Origin of the sequence: Fusobacterium perfoetens ATCC 29250 (assembly GCF_000622245.1) — a bacterium.
Lineage (GTDB): Bacteria > Fusobacteriota > Fusobacteriia > Fusobacteriales > Fusobacteriaceae > Fusobacterium_B > Fusobacterium_B perfoetens.
Genome location: NZ_JHXW01000004.1, coordinates 29,998 through 47,037, shown reverse-complemented (window position 1 = coordinate 47,037; position 17,040 = coordinate 29,998). Strand labels below are relative to the sequence as shown.

At 24.3% G+C, this 17,040-nt stretch carries 15 protein-coding genes; 12 read left to right on the top strand and 3 right to left on the bottom strand.

From position 1 onward, the window contains the following. Positions 1-196: 196 nt before the first annotated feature. Positions 197-1,909, bottom strand: a complete 1,713-nt coding sequence (locus T364_RS0101565) for an ABC transporter ATP-binding protein (RefSeq protein WP_027128004.1) — start codon at positions 1,907-1,909, stop codon at positions 197-199. Positions 1,910-2,029: 120 nt separating this feature from the next. On the opposite strand from T364_RS0101565, the gene T364_RS10275 reads away from it, so the two are divergent. Then, a complete protein-coding gene (locus T364_RS10275) occupies positions 2,030-3,475 on the top strand; it encodes a putative glycoside hydrolase (protein WP_051532600.1) in 1,446 nt (481 codons plus the stop codon). A gap of 16 nt (positions 3,476-3,491) precedes the next feature. Here T364_RS10275 and T364_RS10270 read toward each other — a convergent pair whose 3' ends face one another. Continuing rightward, positions 3,492-3,860, bottom strand: a complete 369-nt coding sequence (locus tag T364_RS10270; RefSeq protein ID WP_081775646.1) for an ankyrin repeat domain-containing protein — start codon at positions 3,858-3,860, stop codon at positions 3,492-3,494. A gap of 105 nt (positions 3,861-3,965) precedes the next feature. Further along, the gene (locus T364_RS0101550) at positions 3,966-5,744 is read right to left on the bottom strand and encodes an aminopeptidase P family N-terminal domain-containing protein (RefSeq protein ID WP_027128003.1); all 1,779 of its coding nucleotides are present in this window, start codon (positions 5,742-5,744) and stop codon (positions 3,966-3,968) included. 145 nt (positions 5,745-5,889) lie between these two features. Between T364_RS0101550 and T364_RS10265 the strand changes: the two genes are divergently transcribed. From T364_RS10265 to rplS, 11 genes are all read left to right on the top strand, one after another. Further along, on the top strand, positions 5,890-6,333 hold the full coding sequence (locus T364_RS10265; RefSeq protein ID WP_081775644.1) for a YkvA family protein: 444 nt from the start codon (positions 5,890-5,892) through the stop codon (positions 6,331-6,333). A gap of 17 nt (positions 6,334-6,350) precedes the next feature. Beyond that, on the top strand, positions 6,351-7,514 hold the full coding sequence (locus T364_RS0101540; RefSeq protein ID WP_027128002.1) for an ABC transporter permease: 1,164 nt from the start codon (positions 6,351-6,353) through the stop codon (positions 7,512-7,514). Continuing rightward, positions 7,507-8,190 (top strand): ABC transporter ATP-binding protein, encoded by a 684-nt coding sequence (locus T364_RS0101535; protein ID WP_027128001.1) that lies wholly within the window; start codon positions 7,507-7,509, stop codon positions 8,188-8,190. Before T364_RS0101540 ends, T364_RS0101535 begins: the two co-directional genes overlap by 8 nt. A 115-nt stretch (positions 8,191-8,305) precedes the next feature. Then, positions 8,306-8,851 (top strand): ribosome hibernation-promoting factor, HPF/YfiA family, encoded by a 546-nt coding sequence (gene hpf / locus T364_RS0101530; RefSeq protein ID WP_027128000.1) that lies wholly within the window; start codon positions 8,306-8,308, stop codon positions 8,849-8,851. Between the two features lie 57 nt (positions 8,852-8,908). Next, the gene (locus T364_RS0101525) at positions 8,909-9,862 is read left to right on the top strand and encodes a 2-hydroxyacid dehydrogenase (protein ID WP_027127999.1); all 954 of its coding nucleotides are present in this window, start codon (positions 8,909-8,911) and stop codon (positions 9,860-9,862) included. 173 nt (positions 9,863-10,035) lie between these two features. Further along, positions 10,036-11,529 carry an alanine/glycine:cation symporter family protein gene (locus tag T364_RS0101520; protein WP_027127998.1) on the top strand — a complete coding sequence of 498 codons (1,494 nt, stop codon included), beginning with the start codon at positions 10,036-10,038 and terminating at the stop codon, positions 11,527-11,529. Between the two features lie 197 nt (positions 11,530-11,726). After that, entirely contained in the window at positions 11,727-12,128 is a 402-nt protein-coding gene (locus T364_RS0101515; protein WP_027127997.1) for a C-GCAxxG-C-C family (seleno)protein, read from the top strand. 102 nt (positions 12,129-12,230) lie between these two features. Continuing rightward, entirely contained in the window at positions 12,231-14,231 is a 2,001-nt protein-coding gene (locus tag T364_RS0101510; protein ID WP_027127996.1) for an ATP-binding protein, read from the top strand. Then, on the top strand, positions 14,228-15,580 hold the full coding sequence (locus tag T364_RS0101505) for a sigma-54-dependent transcriptional regulator (protein ID WP_027127995.1): 1,353 nt from the start codon (positions 14,228-14,230) through the stop codon (positions 15,578-15,580). The genes T364_RS0101510 and T364_RS0101505 overlap by 4 nt, the downstream gene beginning before the upstream one ends. After that, positions 15,564-16,523 (top strand): TAXI family TRAP transporter solute-binding subunit, encoded by a 960-nt coding sequence (locus T364_RS10260; RefSeq protein ID WP_051532597.1) that lies wholly within the window; start codon positions 15,564-15,566, stop codon positions 16,521-16,523. Before T364_RS0101505 ends, T364_RS10260 begins: the two co-directional genes overlap by 17 nt. Before the next feature lie 139 nt (positions 16,524-16,662). After that, the gene (gene rplS / locus T364_RS0101495; protein WP_027127994.1) at positions 16,663-17,013 is read left to right on the top strand and encodes a 50S ribosomal protein L19; all 351 of its coding nucleotides are present in this window, start codon (positions 16,663-16,665) and stop codon (positions 17,011-17,013) included. The last annotated feature ends 27 nt before the right edge of the window (positions 17,014-17,040 follow it).

Here is a 17,040-nt window from a genome sequence, read left to right as displayed (position 1 = left end):
TCCATAAAAATATTTTCTATTTATTTTATTCGCTTCACTAAAAATGACAAACTCACTTCGTTCAAACAGTGTCATTTTTTAGCGTTCAGCTCATTTCATAAATTACGAAAATATTTTTCAATTACGAAAATTTTATTTTTTATTAACAATTTTATATGTAGTCCCTTTATTTTATAAAAAAATAAATTTATATGAATTATTTATTAAACATAGAAGAATATAAATCAAAATAAATTCCTTTTTTATCTAATAATTCCTGATGATTTCCTCTTTCTTGAATATCGCCATTTAAAATAACAAAGATTTCATCAGCATTTTTTATAGTGGATAATCTATGAGCAACTACTAAAGTAGTTCTACCTTTAGAAAGTTCTTCTAATTCTTTTTGAATAAATATTTCTGTAGTATTATCTAAAGCACTTGTAGCTTCATCTAATATCAATATAGCTGGATTTTTTAAGAAAACTCTAGCAATAGATAATCTTTGTTTTTGTCCACCAGAAAGTTTTACCCCTCTTTCTCCAATTTCAGTATCATATCCTTTTTCTAGGGACATAATATAATCATGAATATTAGACTTTTTAGCAGCTTCATAAATTTCTTCATCAGTAGCTTTAGGATTTCCATAAAGAATATTTTCTTTTATAGTTCCACCAAAAAGATACACATCTTGTTGAACAATTCCTATATGACTTCTTAAGGATTCTAAACTGATTTTATTAATATCAATTCCATCTATAGTGATTTCTCCAGAATTTATTTTATAAAATTTAGGTATTAAATGGCAGATGGTAGTTTTACCCTCTCCACTAGGTCCAACTAAGGCAATTTTTTTACCAGCAGGAATAGAGAAAGAAAGATTTTTTAATATTTGTTTAGAGTCGTTATAAGAAAAAGAAACATTTTTAAACTCTATATTTCCAACTACATTTTTTAATTCAATAGGATTTTCAGGATTTTTTTCAGGAGTTTCATCCATAATTTCTAAAAATCTTTTAAATCCTGTAATACCATTTTGGTATTGTTCTGTAAAATCAATAAGTTTTGTAAGAGGAGTTATAAAAAGATTTACAGATATAATAAAAGTTGCATAATCTCCAGAGCTTATTTTATTTTGAAAAAGAAAAATCCCACCAGCTATAAGTACAATAACATTGAAAAAATCTGTTATAAAAGTAGTAGATGAAAAAAATTGTCCCATAGCTTTGTAAGCTTTTCTTCTAGCTTCTACAAATTCACTATTTCCAATTTCAAATTTTTCTTGTTCAATCTCTGAGTTGTTAAAAGCCTTTGTAACTCTTATTCCAGAAATACTACTTTCTAGGGAAGCATTAATAACAGCAATACTTTTTCTACTTTCCATAAAAGCATCTCTCATTCTATTTTTAAAAGTGGCAGAAACTATTATCATTACAGGAACACAAGTAAAAATAATAAGAGTAAGAGTTTTTTCAATAGTTAGTAAATAGATAAAAGAACCCACAATCATAATTCCAAAAATAAAAAAGTTTTCAGGAGCATGATGAGCTAATTCGCTAATATCCATTAAATCATTTGTCATTCTGGACATAATTTTTCCTGTTTCATGGTTATCATAATAAGAGTATGGTAATTTTTGAATTTTTTTAAACATTTCACTTCTCATTTGAGCTTGCATTTTTACACCCATAATATGTCCATAGTATTGAACAAAATATCTAAGTAACATTCTTATAACATAAGTTACAAGTAAAATAAATCCAAATATATAAATCATTTTATAATTTTTATTTGGAATTAAATTATTTAACATTACTCTTGTAGTTATAGGATAAAGCATACCTAAACAAGCAATTAAAAAAGAAGCTAACATATCTAAAATAAAAATTTTTTTAAATGGTTTGTAATAACTTAAAAATCTTTTAATCATAAAATCCCTCTTTTTTAAAATATAGTATTTATTAATTATAACATAATTTTCTAAAAGTGAATCTAAACTTTTTTTATATTTTACTGTCAAATAAAATAAATATTTTAAAGGAGGAATAAAATGATAAACTTGATAATTATATACATAATAACTATTTTAATTCCTTTAAATATGCTAAAAGTAGATTACTTATATTATGTAACAAATTATAAAGTTCCTGTAAGTGAAAGATATAATGATAAAAATAAAATTGATGATATTGATAAAAATTTATTAGTAAAAGTAATAAGAGAAAAAAATAACAAGGTTCAAATTATATATTACAAAGATTTTAATATAAAAGTTGGTTGGATTGATAAAAAAAATATATCTTTTGATAGACAGGAAAATTATTTAGAAAAATGGGAAAATTTACAAATTGATAAATTCCCAGAAAAAAATATTTCAGATAAACATTTTAAAAATGATGTAAGAGGAATTTATGTAAATTCTTATTCTTTAAGAAATAGAGAAAAATTAAATAAGCTTATAGAATTGACTAAATATACAGATATAAATACTTTTGTTATAGATATAAAAGATGAAAGTGGAAAAATTTTATGGGATATGGGAGAGAAATTAGAAATTTTAAATCCTAATGCTAGAAAAAAATATTATCTAAAAAATCCAGAAGAAATTATAAAAAAATTAAAAGAAAATAATATATATTTGATAGGTAGAATAGTAGTTTTTAAAGATGAAGTTTATTCAAAATCTTTTTCAAATGAAAAAATAAAATTAGATAAAAATAAAGAGTTATGGGTTTCTCCTCAAAGTGAAAAATTTTTAGAATATATAAGATTTTTATGTGAAGAGGGAATAAAATTAGGAATTGATGAAATTCAACTTGATTATATAAGATTTCCTGAAATAAATATTGAAGAAAAAGAATTAGCAAAACCTAAAATAATTCAAGAATTTATAAAAAAGATTTATGAAACTACAGAAGAAAAAAATATTTGTTTAAATATAGATGTCTTTGGACAAGTTGGAACTTTTAAAGATGATATGGGGCTTGGACAATATTGGGAAGCTATAAGTGGTTATTCTGATTATATTTCTCCTATGATGTATCCTAGTCATTATGCAAATAATTCTTATGGAGTAGATACTCCAGATTTTAATCCTTATAAAATAGTTTATGAAACTACAAAAGATTCAATAGAAAGAAATTCTAAGATTGATAATCCAGCAATTATAAGACCATGGATACAAGGTTTTTCAGCAAAATGGAGAAAAAATCATAATACTTATACTGACTTTGAAATTAATGAGCAGATAAAAGCACTAGAAGATTTAGGAATAGAGGAATATTTAATATGGAATGCTTCTAATGAATACAATTTAATAAATTATAAAAACGAAAGAGAGTTATATTATCTATTACAAGATAAAACTTCTGAAAATATAAAAGAAAATATTTTCAAAGGGGATATAGATATCAAAACTTTACCATCTTATAATGGAAAATTAGAAAATTTAATACCTGATAAAATTTTAGAAGATAATAAAAAGGTGTTGGATTAATCCAACACCAAATTTTTTAATCTTCTTCTATTTCTTCAATTTCTTTTAAAACTTTTTTACTAGAATTTTCTAAAGCTATATCTTTAGGAGTTCTTCCTTTATAATCTTCTTGACCAAGGTCAGCTCCATATTCCCAAAGTAATTTGAAAATTTTGTGGAAATCTTTTTTAGCTGCAATATGTAATGGAGTTTCATGATTTTTATTTTCAACATTAGGGTCAGCTCCATGATACATAAGAGCATCTACAAATTCATATTTTCCCTCTTCAACAGCTAAATGAAGAATAGTAAATCCTTTTGAATTTTTTTCTTCTACAGTAATAATGCTTAAATTTTCCTCAAAGTTTTCAATATCGTTGTTTTCCAAAAACGTTAACAATTCCATTTTGTTTTAAATTTTTTCTCCTTTTTATTTTGATTTTTAAAAATAACATTCAGTAAATATTATACTATATTTTTTTTAAATTTCAAGTGTTTTATTATAAAAAAATTAAATTTTTTTAGTAAAATTTTCTAACCAAAAAACTTCTTTTTCTTCTAAAAAAGGTCTTAATGTTTTAAAAATATGACTATTAAAAGAATTTAACCATTCTATTTCATCTCTAGTCAAATAATCTAAATCAATAGCTTCAAAATCAAAAGGAACAAAAGTGATAGTTTCAAAATTTAGGAAAGTTCCGTACTCATTTTTACAGAATTCTTTTGTTAAAATTTCATTTTCAAGACGAATACCATATTGATTTTCTAAATATATTCCTGGTTCCACAGTTGTTATCATAGATTTTTTTATAGGAACTTGACTAGTTCCTCTTAAAATATTAGGTCCTTCATGAACACTTCCTACATACCCAACCCCGTGACCTGTAGCACATCTATAATCAAGGGTTAAATCCCAAATAATATTTCTAGCAATAGCATCTAAGTTTCCACAAAGAGTCCCTTCAGGAAATTTTGCTTTAGAAAGAGAAATTAAACTTTTTAAAACATAAGTATAATGTTTTTTCATTTCTTGAGTAACTTCACCTATTGCAAAAGTTCTAGTGGTATCAGTACTTCCAAATAAATAATGTCCTCCTGTATCTACAAGTAAAAAATTTCCTTTTTCTATATTTGAATAAGAATTTTCACTTGGTAAATAGTGCATCATAGGAGAATTTTTTCCAAAGGCAGCAATAGTACTAAAATTATTTCCAAGATAACTGTTATCTTTTTTTCTAAACTCTTCTATTTTTTCAACTATATCAAGTTCTGAAATTTTTTCATCTTTTATATTTTTTAACCAATACATAAATTTAGTTAAAGCAACTCCATCTTTTATATGAGCTTTTATTGTATTATTTATTTCAATTTCATTTTTTATTGCTTTTAGTAGTATTGTAGGATTTTCTTTATTTATAACTTTTATATTTTTATTTATACCTTCAATAATAAAACTATTTGTATTTTGATAATCTATTAAAATACTTTCATCAATAGGAATCTTTTTTATATAATTATATATTTCAAAATAATCAAATATTTCTACTAAATTTTTATTTAAGTAATTTTCTACTTTAGCATCAATTTTTGAAATATCAACAAAAAGTAAAACTTTATCTAAAGTTATTACTGAATAAGATAAAATAAAAGGATTATATTTAATATCATTTCCTCTTAAATTAAATAACCAAGCAATATCTTCTAATGAAGATAAAATATAAACAGTAGTATTATTTTTTTTCATACTTTCTCTTACTAATTCTAATTTTTTAGAAAAAGATATTCCTGTGTAAATTTCTTCTAAAATGTATGCTTTTTCCTTTGGAAGAGTTGGTCTATCTTTCCATATTTCATCAATAAAATCTATATTGTTTTTTATTTTAAAAGTATTTTTTTTAGAAATTTTAGATATTTTTGAATAAGTATCATATGAAAATAATCTTCCATCAAAACCTAAGATTTGATTTATTGAAATATTTTTTTCAATAAATTCTAAAAGAGATGGATAACCTGTAACAGCCATTTTCATTAATTTTATTTCACTACCTTTTAATTCTTTTTTACATTGGCTAAAATATCTTCCATCAGTCCAAAGAAAAGATTCCTTTTGAGAAATTAAAAGAGTTCCATTAGAGCCTGTGAAGCCTGATATAAATTTTAGAGCTTTAAAATAATCACAAGGATACTCACTATTGTGATAATCTGAAAGTGGTAAAATAAAAAAGTCTATTTGACTTTTTTTCATTAAATTTCTTATTTCATTAATTTTTTTATTAGTTAAATTTTCCATAATTTTTAAGAGTATTGTTATAAAAATGAATTTATAAAATGTAATACTCTATCCTCCTAAATTTTTTTAATATTATATCATAAAAATTATACCTTTTAAAAATTAAAAAAAATTTGTATAATAAAATAAAAATAGGAGGAAGATTATGGAAATAAATAAAGAAAAAGAATATGAAATATTAGAAGGAAAATTTGAAGAAGATAAATTAACAGAAGATAATTTTAATAATGATGAATATAGAAAATTTTTTGAAGAAGATAATTTCTGGGAAAAAATTAAAAAATTTGCTACTAAAATAGGAGTTAAAGGAATTTATTATGCTCTTATATTGTATTATATTTTACAAAGAGATGATATTTCTATCCAAGATAAAGCTTTAATAGTTGGAGCTCTAGGTTATTTAATAGCACCTATAGATTTAATACCAGATTTACTTTTAGGAATTGGATTTGTTGATGATATTGCAGCTTTGACAATAGTAATAAAAAAATTAAATCAATATATTGATGAAGATGTAAAAAATAAAGCAAAAATAAAATTACAAGATTGGTTTTCAGAATTAGATGAAGATTTGGAAAAATATATATAAATTTTAAAGGAGAATAAATGTTTGAATTCTTTATAGCAAAAAAACATATACTAGAAAAAAAGAAACAAAGTATCATAGGAATTATAGGAATAATGATAGGAATTACTGTATTAATAGTTTCTATTGGTATTTCTAATGGACTTGATAAAAATATGATTGATAGTATTTTATCTCTTAGCAGTCATGTTAGTGTTTATGATGTAAATGATAAAAAAGAATATGAAAAATTAGAAAAAGAAATAAGAAAAATTCCAGAAGTAAAGGGAGTTTTACCAAAAATTTCTACTCAAGGACTTATTAAATATAAAGGTATTTATGGAGATTATATTTCAGGAGTAAAAATAGAAGGATTTGATATAAAAAAAGCTCAGGAAGCTATTGAATTAGATAAAAAGATAGTTGCTGGAAAAATGGATTATCAAAAGAAAAATGGAATTTATATAGGAAATGAATTATATAAACAACTTGGAGCAAAAATTGGAAATAAAATTACTGTAGTATCAGCAGAAAATCAAGAGTTACCTTTTGAAATAGCTGGAGTTTTTGAAAGTGGTTATTATGAATATGATATAAATATGGTGATTATTCCTTTAGAAACAGCTCAATATATGATGTATATGGAGGATAGAATTACAAATTTAGAAATAACTCTTTATAATCCTTATGAAGCTGAAAAAATTTCTAACGAGTTATTTGAAAAATTTGGAGTATTTAATAGAACTTGGGGTTCTCAGAATAAAAATTTATTATCTGCTTTAGCTTTGGAGAAAACTGTAATGATAATTGTATTTTCTTTAATAGTTGTTATAGCTGGATTTGTTGTTTGGGTCATAATGAATATGTTGGTTAGAGAAAAAATAAAAGATATTGGAATAATGAGAGCTATGGGATTTACGAAAAAAAATATAATGAAAATATTTTTAATAGAGGGAATGCTTTTAGGAGTTATAGGAATTTTTATAGGAGTAATACTTTCTTTAGGAATTTTATGGTATATAAAAAATTACTCAATAGCAGGGATAACAAGTATTTATTATTTAAGTAAAGTACCTATAGAAATATCAGCAAAAGAAATTTTTATAATAGTATTTATAAACTTTATAGTAATATTTTTATCAAGTATATTCCCAGCTTATAGAGCAGGAAAAATGGAAACAATGGAGGCATTGAGATATGAGTAATATACTAGAATTAAAAAATATTTATAAAGAATACAAAGGAGTTAGTGAGACTTTACATATATTAAAAGATTTAAATTTAACGATTGAAGAGGGAGAATTTATATCTATTGTGGGAAAATCAGGTTCTGGAAAATCTACTCTTTTAAATGTAATAGGACTTTTAGACACTATCAATAGTGGAGAAATTTATATATGTGGAGAGAAGATAGATAGAGGAAATCATAAAAAAATAGATATATTAAAAAATAAAGATATTGGTTTTGTTTTCCAATTTCATTATCTTTTACCAGAGTTTACAGCTTTAGAAAATGTAATGTTACCAGCTTTACTTACAAATTATAGTGATAAAAAAAATATAGAAAAAAAAGCTAAAGATATTTTGAATAAGGTTGGTTTAGGAGAAAGGTATCATCATAAACCAAATCAGTTATCTGGTGGAGAAAAACAAAGAGTTGCCATAGCTAGAGCTTTAATAAATAATCCAAAAATAATTTTAGCTGATGAGCCTACAGGAAATTTAGATGAGGAAACAAGTAATGAAATTCACAATCTTTTAAAGAAGATAAATAAGGAAAATAAACAGACAATAATTGTTGTAACTCACTCTAGAGAATTGGCAAATATAACGGATAAAAGTTATTCTGTAAAAAATGGTAAATTATTTTTAGAAAATTAAACAAAAAAAACAAAAAATCCGTCTAAAGGTTATAAATAACTTCTCTAGAAGAGGGAGAGAGTTATAAAAATGGTACATCAAGATTATACTAGAGGTACTAGAAGGAGTGGTGTTTATGAAAATATCTATAAACGGAAGACATTTAGTTGTTACAGACCCTATTAATGATTATGCAGTAAAAAGAGTAGAAAAGTTAGATAAATTTTTCGACCGTATTAGTGAAATTGTAGTTACATTATCAGCTGTAAAATTAAAAAAAGGACCTTCACATACTGCTGAAATGAGAGCTCATATAAATGGAACAGTATTAAAAGCAGTTTCAACAGAAGGAGACCTTTATGTAGCTATAGATAAAGCAACAAGTATATTAGAAGGACAAATAAGAAAATATAAAGAAAAATTAAGAGATAATAATGATGTTGTTTCTCAAAGAGTATTTAAGTTTGATTTAGCAACTAATACAGTTTCAACAGAAGCAACTAAACAAATAGTAAAAGTTTCTATGGAATCAAAACCTATGACATTAGATGAAGCAATTCTTCAAATGGAAACTTTAGGAAAAGATTTCTATATCTTTAATAATGAAGAAACACAACAAATGAATGTTGTTTACAAAAAAAGAGATGGAAACTATGCTCATGTTGAGCCAGCAATAGAATAATAAAAAACAATTTTGCAGGTCTTTTAAGACCTGCTTTTTAATGAAATAGGAGGAGATATGAAAGTAAAATTAATAGAACCATTAGTTGTACCAAAAGAAGTAATAGATAAGTTAAGTGAAGAAATAATAAATATGGGTCATGAATTTATTTATTATGATACAAAAACAACAGATATAGAAGAGATGAAAAAAAGAGTTTCTGATGCTGATATTTTAATGATAGCTAATAATCCATTACCTAATGAAGTTATTGAAACTGCTCCTAATTTAAAAATGATTTCAATAGCTTTTACAGGATTTGACCATGTGGGAAAATTAGCCAAAGAAAAAAATATAACTGTATGTAATGCCGCTGGTTATGCTAATAATGCTGTGGCTGAATTAGTAATCGGATTAACACTAGATTTAATGAGAAATATAAATAAATGTAATTCAGTTATAAGAAAAGGTGGAACTATAGCTGGACTTATTGGTGGAGAAATAAAAGGAAAAACTGTTGGAATTGTAGGAACAGGAAGAATTGGAACAATGACAGCTAATTTATTTAAGTGTATGGGAGCTACTTTATTAGGTTATGATGTAGTAGAAAATGAAGAAGCTAAAAAATTAGGTATGAAATATGTTGAAATAGATGAGTTGATGAAAAATTCAGATATAGTTTCTCTTCATCTTCCTTTAGATGAAACTACAAAAGGATTTATTTCAAGAGAAAGATTAGAATTGATGAAAGAAACAAGTGTATTAATAAATTGTGCTAGAGGTGGAGTAGTAGATAATAAAGCTTTAGCTGAAATATTAAATGAAGAAAAAATAGCTGGAGCTGGAATAGACGTATTTGATATGGAACCACCTATTCCATCAGATTATCCTTTACTAAATGCAAAAAATACAATTTTAACTCCACATGTGGCTTTTGCTTCACATGAATCAATGAAAATAAGAGCCGAAATAACTTTTGATAATGTAGTTAATTATTTAAAAGGAACTCCAATAAATATTGTAAAATTATAAAAGTAGAAAAATAAGTTTTTGTTACAAAAGTATGTAATAAAAACTTATTTTTATTTTAGTGTTATAAAATAAAAAAAACAAAAAAATAAAAAATGTTTAAAAAAAAATGTTGACATATAAATAAAATTATTCTATAATAAATTCATTAAAAAAATAAGTTTTTGGGGGAGAAGATGGAAATTATAGAAAATTTTATAGTTGCTATTGTAAGAGGGTTAAACAATCTTCTATGGGGAGACCTTTTTACAGTTAATATTGGAAATACTAAAATAGGATTAAGTATAATGGTATTAATTTTATTACCAGTAGGAATAATGTTTACGATAAGAACTAAGTTTTTACCATTTAGATTATTTCCTGAAATGATAAGAGTTACTTTAGAGCCTAAAGAATCTAATGAAGAAAAAGCAATTTCTGGTTTACAAGCTTTAATAGTAGCTACAGCTACAAGAGTTGGAATGGGTAATTTAGCTGGTGTAGCAGCTGCTGTTTCTTTTGGAGGAGCTGGAGCTGTATTTTGGATGTGGATAGTAGCTTTGTTTGGAGCTGCTACATCTTTTATAGAATCTACTTTGGCACAAATATATAAAGAAAAAGACCCATTATATGGGGGATTTAGAGGTGGACCATCTTATTATATCAGTAGAATGAGATTAATGACAGAAGTAAGAGAAGATGATATATGTATAGAAAAAAATCTTGATGAATCAGATGTAGCTTCAACAAAGTATGGAACTCACTATAGACAATCTTGTGGATTTAAAACAGTGGCAATTTTATTTTCAATATCAGCTTTAATTTGTTGGGCTGGGATAAGTCAAATAGTCGCTAATTCAGTGTCACAATCATTTGTAAATGCTTTTTCAATTCCACCATTAAAAACGACAATAGCTTTAGTAATTATTTCTGGTATTATTATTTTTAAGAAAAATACAGTAGTAAATATCTTAGATAAAATAGTTCCAGTAATGGCATGTTTATATCTTTTAATCACAATATTTATTATGTTAAAAAATATTGGTTCGTTACCAAGTATGTTTGTACAAATATTTGAAGAAGCTTTTGGAATTAAGCAAGTTGTCTCTGGAGGATTTGGTGCAGTAATAATGAATGGAGTAAAAAGAGGATTATTTTCTAATGAAGCTGGTTCAGGTTCAGCTCCTAATGCTGCAGCAGCAGCCCATGTTTCTCATCCTTCAAAACAAGGATTGATTCAAGCTTTTGGTGTATTTATTGATACATTATTTATTTGTAGTTGTTCAGCTTTTATAATTTTGTTAGCCCCTAGTGATTTAACAAAAGGTTTAATGGGAATGGATTTATTACAAACTGCTATGAATTATCATATAGGAGAAATTGGAGTTATATTTATAGCTGTAATCTTATTTTTATTTAGTTTTAGTACTTTCTTAGGAGTTATGTTTTATTCAAGAGGAATATTAGCATTTTTATTTGGAGACAAGTGGTGGGCTCAACATGCTTATAAATTAGTAGGATTATTAATGTTATTCTTTGGAGGAATAGCTCAATATAATTGGGTTTGGGATTTGGGAGATTTAGGAGTAGCGTTAATGACAGTATTTAATATGATAGCTATAATTCCATTATCCAACCAAGCAATAGCTTCATTAAAAGATTATGAAGAAAGAAGAAAAAATAAAGAGTAAGTAAATTTTTAGGTTATTGTAGAATTTTACAATAACCTTTTTTATATTAGAAATAAAAATTAATTAAAAAATTTTCTATATTTTTTAATAAGTTAAATTATTTTTTTATAAAAATAATTTGTTAAAATATAATTTTTTAGATATTTTTTTCTATTTTATAAAAATATGTTATAATTTATAAAAAATAGGGAGGAAATATGTTAAAAGATATAGCAAAAAAATATTATTTAGAAAAATCATATAATTGTGCTGAGAGTATATTTTTAGCAAGTAATGAGTATTATAATTTAGGATTAAATGAAAAAATGAGAGAAGTCGTAACAGCTTTTGGTGGTGGAATGGGTTGTGGTAGAACTTGTGGAGCTTTAACAGGAGCGTTGGCTATATTAGGAGTTATGGTACATATGGAGAAAGAACCATTTCATCAAGTATGTACAAAATTAATAGAAGATTATGAAAAAGAATTAGAAACAAGTGTGTGTGATGAATTGAAAATAAGATATAAAACAGAAAAAGAAAGATGTTGGAAAACTGTAGAAATTGCATCTGATGTTTTTGAAAAATTTATAGAAGAGGTAGCTCCAGAATATAAAAAATAGTATTAAAAAGGGAATTTTTTAATTCCCTTTTTATAATTTTGACAAAAATTATACTATATTATATAATGAACTAATTAGATAATTAATTTTAGGGGAAAAATAATGAAAAAAACAATAATTTTTATTTTCTTTTTTTATTCTATTTTGATAAATGCAGTTTTGATAGAAAAAGAAGATAATCAAGAAAAAGAAAAATATATTGTGGCTGTAGAGGGAAAACAGCCACCTTTACAATTTATAGAAGATGGAGAAATAAAAGGATTTAATATAGATTTATTGAATTTAATAGGAGAAAAATGTAATATAGATTTTAAATTTATTCAAATGGATAAAAATAAATCTTTAGAAAAATTAAAAAAAAGAGAAGTAGACCTTATTTTAGGAATTAGATTTGAAAAAGAATTAGAAAATAGATATAGACATACAGAAAGTATAGGTGATTATACTGTTTGTATAGTTGCACCTAAAAATAAAATAAAAAAATTAAAAGAAGGATTTGGAAACTCTAATTTTTTAGTTGGAGTAGAAAAAGATTCTTCAGAATACAATTATTTAAAAACAATGAAAAAAATAAATTTTAATATTGTTTTTGACCAAAAATCTCTTTATGAACTTTTAAAATTAAATAGAGCGGATTTTATAATTGGAGTTAAGGAAATTGCAGAGTATATGCTTTTAACTGATGAATTTAAAAGTAAATATGAGATAGTTAATAGTTATACAGCTCCTGTAAGTTATTATATTGGAGTTTCATATATAAATGAAAAACTTTTAAAAGTATTAAATGAAGAGATTAAAAATTTAAAAATAAATGGTGAATATGAAAAATTATTTTTAAAATGGAATAAAGAAGCTGAATTAGAAAGAGAAAAAGAAATGTTAAAAAAATTAAAAACTATATCAATAGTAGTTATTTTTTTAGTATTTATTTTACTAATAATTTCTTTTTTAAATTTTCAATTAAAAAAAGTAGTAAAAGAAAAAACTTCTGAACTTAGAAAAAGTAATGAAGAATTAGAGAAAAAAATTATAGAAATTAGAAACAATAATGAGTTAAATAGTATAATTTGTGAAAGTAGTCCTAGATGCATAACTATTTTAGATAGATATAAAAGAATAACTTTTATGAATAAAAATGCTATTAATTTATTTTGTCCTAATGGTGATTTTAAAGGAAAAACTTTTTATAATTATCCAATAATGGAAAAAATATTAGGAAATGGGATTTTTGAAGAAACTATATTTAAAAATAAAGCTCATATCACTAGGGAAATAAAAGTATCAAATAAAGAGAAAGAAGAATATTATAGATATACTTTGTATCCTTTATTAGATTATCAAAAAAATAATATTGGTGTTTTTTTAACAATGGAAGAATTTACAGAAGAAAAAAGATATAAAGATAAAATAATGAGAAAAGAAAAAGATGCAGCTATAACTACTATAATAGCAGGAATAGCTCATGAAATAAGAAATCCAATGACTGCAATAAAAACTTATATAGAATTACTTCCTCTTAAGAAAGATAATGAAAAATTCAGAGAGCAATTAGTGACTATAGTTCCTAAAGAGGTAGAGAGAGTAAATAAATTAATAGAGAATTTAATAGATTATGTAAGACCAAAACAGAATCTAATAAATATTATAAATATATATGAAATTATAAATTCTTCAATTATTTTATTGAAACCTACTTTGAATAAAAATAAAATAAAATTAGAATTAAATGTATTGGATAAACTTACAACTAAAGGTGATGCAGGACAAATAAAGCAAGTTATAATAAATTTACTTTTAAATGCTATTGATGCTATTAAAGAAAAAAGAGAAAAATTGAAATTAGAAGAGGAATTAAAAATAAAAATTAGTGGTTATATAGCAGAAAATTATGTTATCATAGAAATTTTAGATGAAGGAATAGGAATGACAAAAGAAGAATTAGTAAATATTTTTGAAGTTTTCTATACAACTAAAAGTAAAGGGACAGGATTAGGTTTATCTTTATCTAAACAATTAATAGAAAAAAATAATGGACAACTATATGTTGAAAGTAAAAAGGAAAAATATTCAAAATTTACAATTGTTTTTGAGGTGATGAATTGAAAAATATACTTATAATAGATGATGAAATAGGAATTTGTTCTTCTTTAACTTTTGCTTTAGAAGATAAATATAAAGTATATTCTACATTAAATCCAGATGAAGGATTAGAAATTATAAAAAATAAAAATATAAATTTAGTTCTGTTAGATTTAAAAATTGGAGATGTAGATGGATTAGAAGTTTTAGGAAGAATAAAAGAAATAAATAAAGAAGTTATAGTAATAGTTATGACAGCTTATGGGTCTATATTATCTTCTGTTGAGGCAATGAAAAAAGGGGCTTATACATATTTAACAAAACCAATGAATTTAGAAGAATTGTATATAGTTATAGGGAAAGCTCTAGAATATCAAGGAATGACAGAAGAGATTCAATATCTTAATAAAGAATTACAAAATAAATATCAATATGGGGGAATAATTGGAAAAAGTGAAGGAATGAAAAAAATCTTTAATTTAATTGAAAAATTAAAAGATGTAGAAACTAGTGTTATGATTACAGGAGAAAGTGGAACAGGGAAAGAGTTAGTAGCTAGGGCTATTCATTTTTCTGGAAAGAGAAAAAATAATAAATTTGTAGAGGTAAACTGTGCTGCTATACCAGAAGGGTTATTAGAAGAAGAATTTTTTGGACATAAAAAAGGAACTTTTACAAATGCTATATCTGATAAAATTGGAAAATTTCAATATGCTAATAAAGGAACAATTTTCTTAGATGAAATAGGAGATATGAGTCTTAATCTTCAATCAAAATTATTAAGAGTTATTCAAGAAAAAAGTTTTATTCCTTTAGGAGCAAATGAACCAATAGATATAGATGTTAGAATTATAGCTGCTACAAATAAAGATTTAAGAAAAATGGTAGAAGAGGGAACTTTTAGAAAGGATTTATATTTTAGATTAAATGTTATAGAATTAAAAATTCCTCCATTAAAAGATAGAAAAGAAGATTTACCACTTTTATTTAATCATTTTATAAATATTTCTAATAAAGAAATGTCAAAAAATGTTAAAGGAATAAGTAAAGAAGTAGAAAAACTCTTATTAGAATATGATTATCCAGGGAATGTAAGAGAACTATCAAATATTATAGAATGTGGAGTTTTATTGACTCAAAAGGAAGTTATAGAAAAAGATTCATTACCTAGTAATTTTATAGAAAGATTTAATAAAGATAAGGGATATACAATAGAAGGAAAAGATTTAACAGCAATGACCTTAAAAGAAGTAGAAAAACTTTTAATTGAAGTTGTTTTAAAGAAAAATAATGGACATAGAAAAAAAACTGCTGATATGCTTGGAATTAGTGAAAGAGGATTAAGGAATAAAATAAATGAATATAATTTATAATAAAAAATTGATAATAGGTATATTAATTTTAATATTTAATTTAATTGGATATAGTGAAGAAAAGAAACCTTTTATAAGTATTGGAACAGGACCAATTGATGGAGTTTTTTATCCAACAGGAGTTGTAATTGCAGAGGTTATAAAAGAAGCAGGGTATAATTCTTCTGCTCAATCTACAGCTGGTTCTGGAGAAAATATAGATTTTTTATATTTTAAAAAAGTGGAGATGGCTATATCTATGTCGGACTCTGTCCATCAAGCATATAATGGAGTAGGTGCTTATAAAATAAAGGGTCCTATGAAAAATTTGAAATGTATTACAGGATTACATCCAAATTTTACTCAAATAGTAACTTTGAGAGATTCAGGAATAAAAACTTTTGAAGATTTAAAAGGGAAGAGAATAGGAATTGGAATATATAACTCTGGAGTAGAATTAAATGCAAGATTATTATATGAAATTCATAATATGAATTATAAGGATAGTGATATAATATATTCAACTCCTGGTGAAATTATAGAACAATTAAAAAGTAATCTTTTAGATGCAATTTTTTTGACAAATACAATACCTAATGAAATAATCTATAATTTAGCTAATGAAGTTCCTATAAGTTTTGTTGAAATTAGTGATGAGGGATATAAAAATCTAAAGAAAAAATGGCCTTTTTTCTTTAGAGGAATTATTTCTAAAAATGATTATAATATTGATAAATCAGTAAAAACTGTTGCTGTACAAAATTTATTATTAGTTGATGGGAATTTATCTGAAGATGTGGTTTATGATATAACAAAAGCTTTTTTTGAAAATTTAGATAGAATTAAAGAAACTCATATCTCAGTAAAAAGAAATGTTTCATTAGAAAATTATTCAAAAAATGTAGAAATACCCTTTCATGAAGGAGCTATAAGATATTATAAAGAAAAAAATATATGGAAATAAAAGGAATATATAGATAAAAATAAAGAGTCTTGTGTATTGACAAATTTGGTTTTTTATGATAAAATAACAAAGTTAATAACTAGATATTCCGCTGAAAATTATAAAAATTATTATGAATATCTAAAGGGAGGATTTATAAATGAAAGAAAAATTAATCGCTCTTGTTGAGCAAAATTATCTAAGAACTGATATCCCTCAATTTAAAGCAGGAGATACAGTAGGAGTTTACTACAAAGTTGTAGAAGGAAACAAAGAAAGAGTACAATTATTCCAAGGAACTGTAATCAGAGTAGCTGGTTCTGGAATTGCTAAATCTTGTACAGTAAGAAAAGTAGTAGACGGAATTGGAGTAGAAAGAATAATACCTTTAAACTCTCCAATGATAGATAAAATAGAAGTTGTTAAAGTAGGAAGAGTAAGAAGATCTAAACTTTACTACTTAAGAGGACTTTCTGGTAAAAAAGCAAGAATCAAAGAACTTAGAAAGTAGTAGAAAAAGAAGAGCTATTATAAATTT

What these genes read in the sequence shown, in the direction of transcription:
- T364_RS0101540 (WP_027128002.1), top strand. Translation starts at nt 6,351, where the DNA reads ATGTTTGAATTCTTTATAGCAAAAAAACATATACTAGAAAAAAAGAAA.
- T364_RS10260 (WP_051532597.1), top strand. Translation starts at nt 15,564, where the DNA reads ATGAATATAATTTATAATAAAAAATTGATAATAGGTATATTAATTTTA.
- T364_RS0101565 (WP_027128004.1), bottom strand. Translation starts at nt 1,909, where the DNA reads ATGATTAAAAGATTTTTAAGTTATTACAAACCATTTAAAAAAATTTTT.
- T364_RS0101535 (WP_027128001.1), top strand. Translation starts at nt 7,507, where the DNA reads ATGAGTAATATACTAGAATTAAAAAATATTTATAAAGAATACAAAGGA.
- T364_RS10275 (WP_051532600.1), top strand. Translation starts at nt 2,030, where the DNA reads ATGATAAACTTGATAATTATATACATAATAACTATTTTAATTCCTTTA.
- T364_RS0101525 (WP_027127999.1), top strand. Translation starts at nt 8,909, where the DNA reads ATGAAAGTAAAATTAATAGAACCATTAGTTGTACCAAAAGAAGTAATA.
- T364_RS0101520 (WP_027127998.1), top strand. Translation starts at nt 10,036, where the DNA reads ATGGAAATTATAGAAAATTTTATAGTTGCTATTGTAAGAGGGTTAAAC.
- T364_RS10270 (WP_081775646.1), bottom strand. Translation starts at nt 3,860, where the DNA reads ATGGAATTGTTAACGTTTTTGGAAAACAACGATATTGAAAACTTTGAG.
- hpf (WP_027128000.1), top strand. Translation starts at nt 8,306, where the DNA reads ATGAAAATATCTATAAACGGAAGACATTTAGTTGTTACAGACCCTATT.
- rplS (WP_027127994.1), top strand. Translation starts at nt 16,663, where the DNA reads ATGAAAGAAAAATTAATCGCTCTTGTTGAGCAAAATTATCTAAGAACT.
- T364_RS0101550 (WP_027128003.1), bottom strand. Translation starts at nt 5,744, where the DNA reads ATGGAAAATTTAACTAATAAAAAAATTAATGAAATAAGAAATTTAATG.
- T364_RS10265 (WP_081775644.1), top strand. Translation starts at nt 5,890, where the DNA reads ATGGAAATAAATAAAGAAAAAGAATATGAAATATTAGAAGGAAAATTT.
- T364_RS0101515 (WP_027127997.1), top strand. Translation starts at nt 11,727, where the DNA reads ATGTTAAAAGATATAGCAAAAAAATATTATTTAGAAAAATCATATAAT.
- T364_RS0101510 (WP_027127996.1), top strand. Translation starts at nt 12,231, where the DNA reads ATGAAAAAAACAATAATTTTTATTTTCTTTTTTTATTCTATTTTGATA.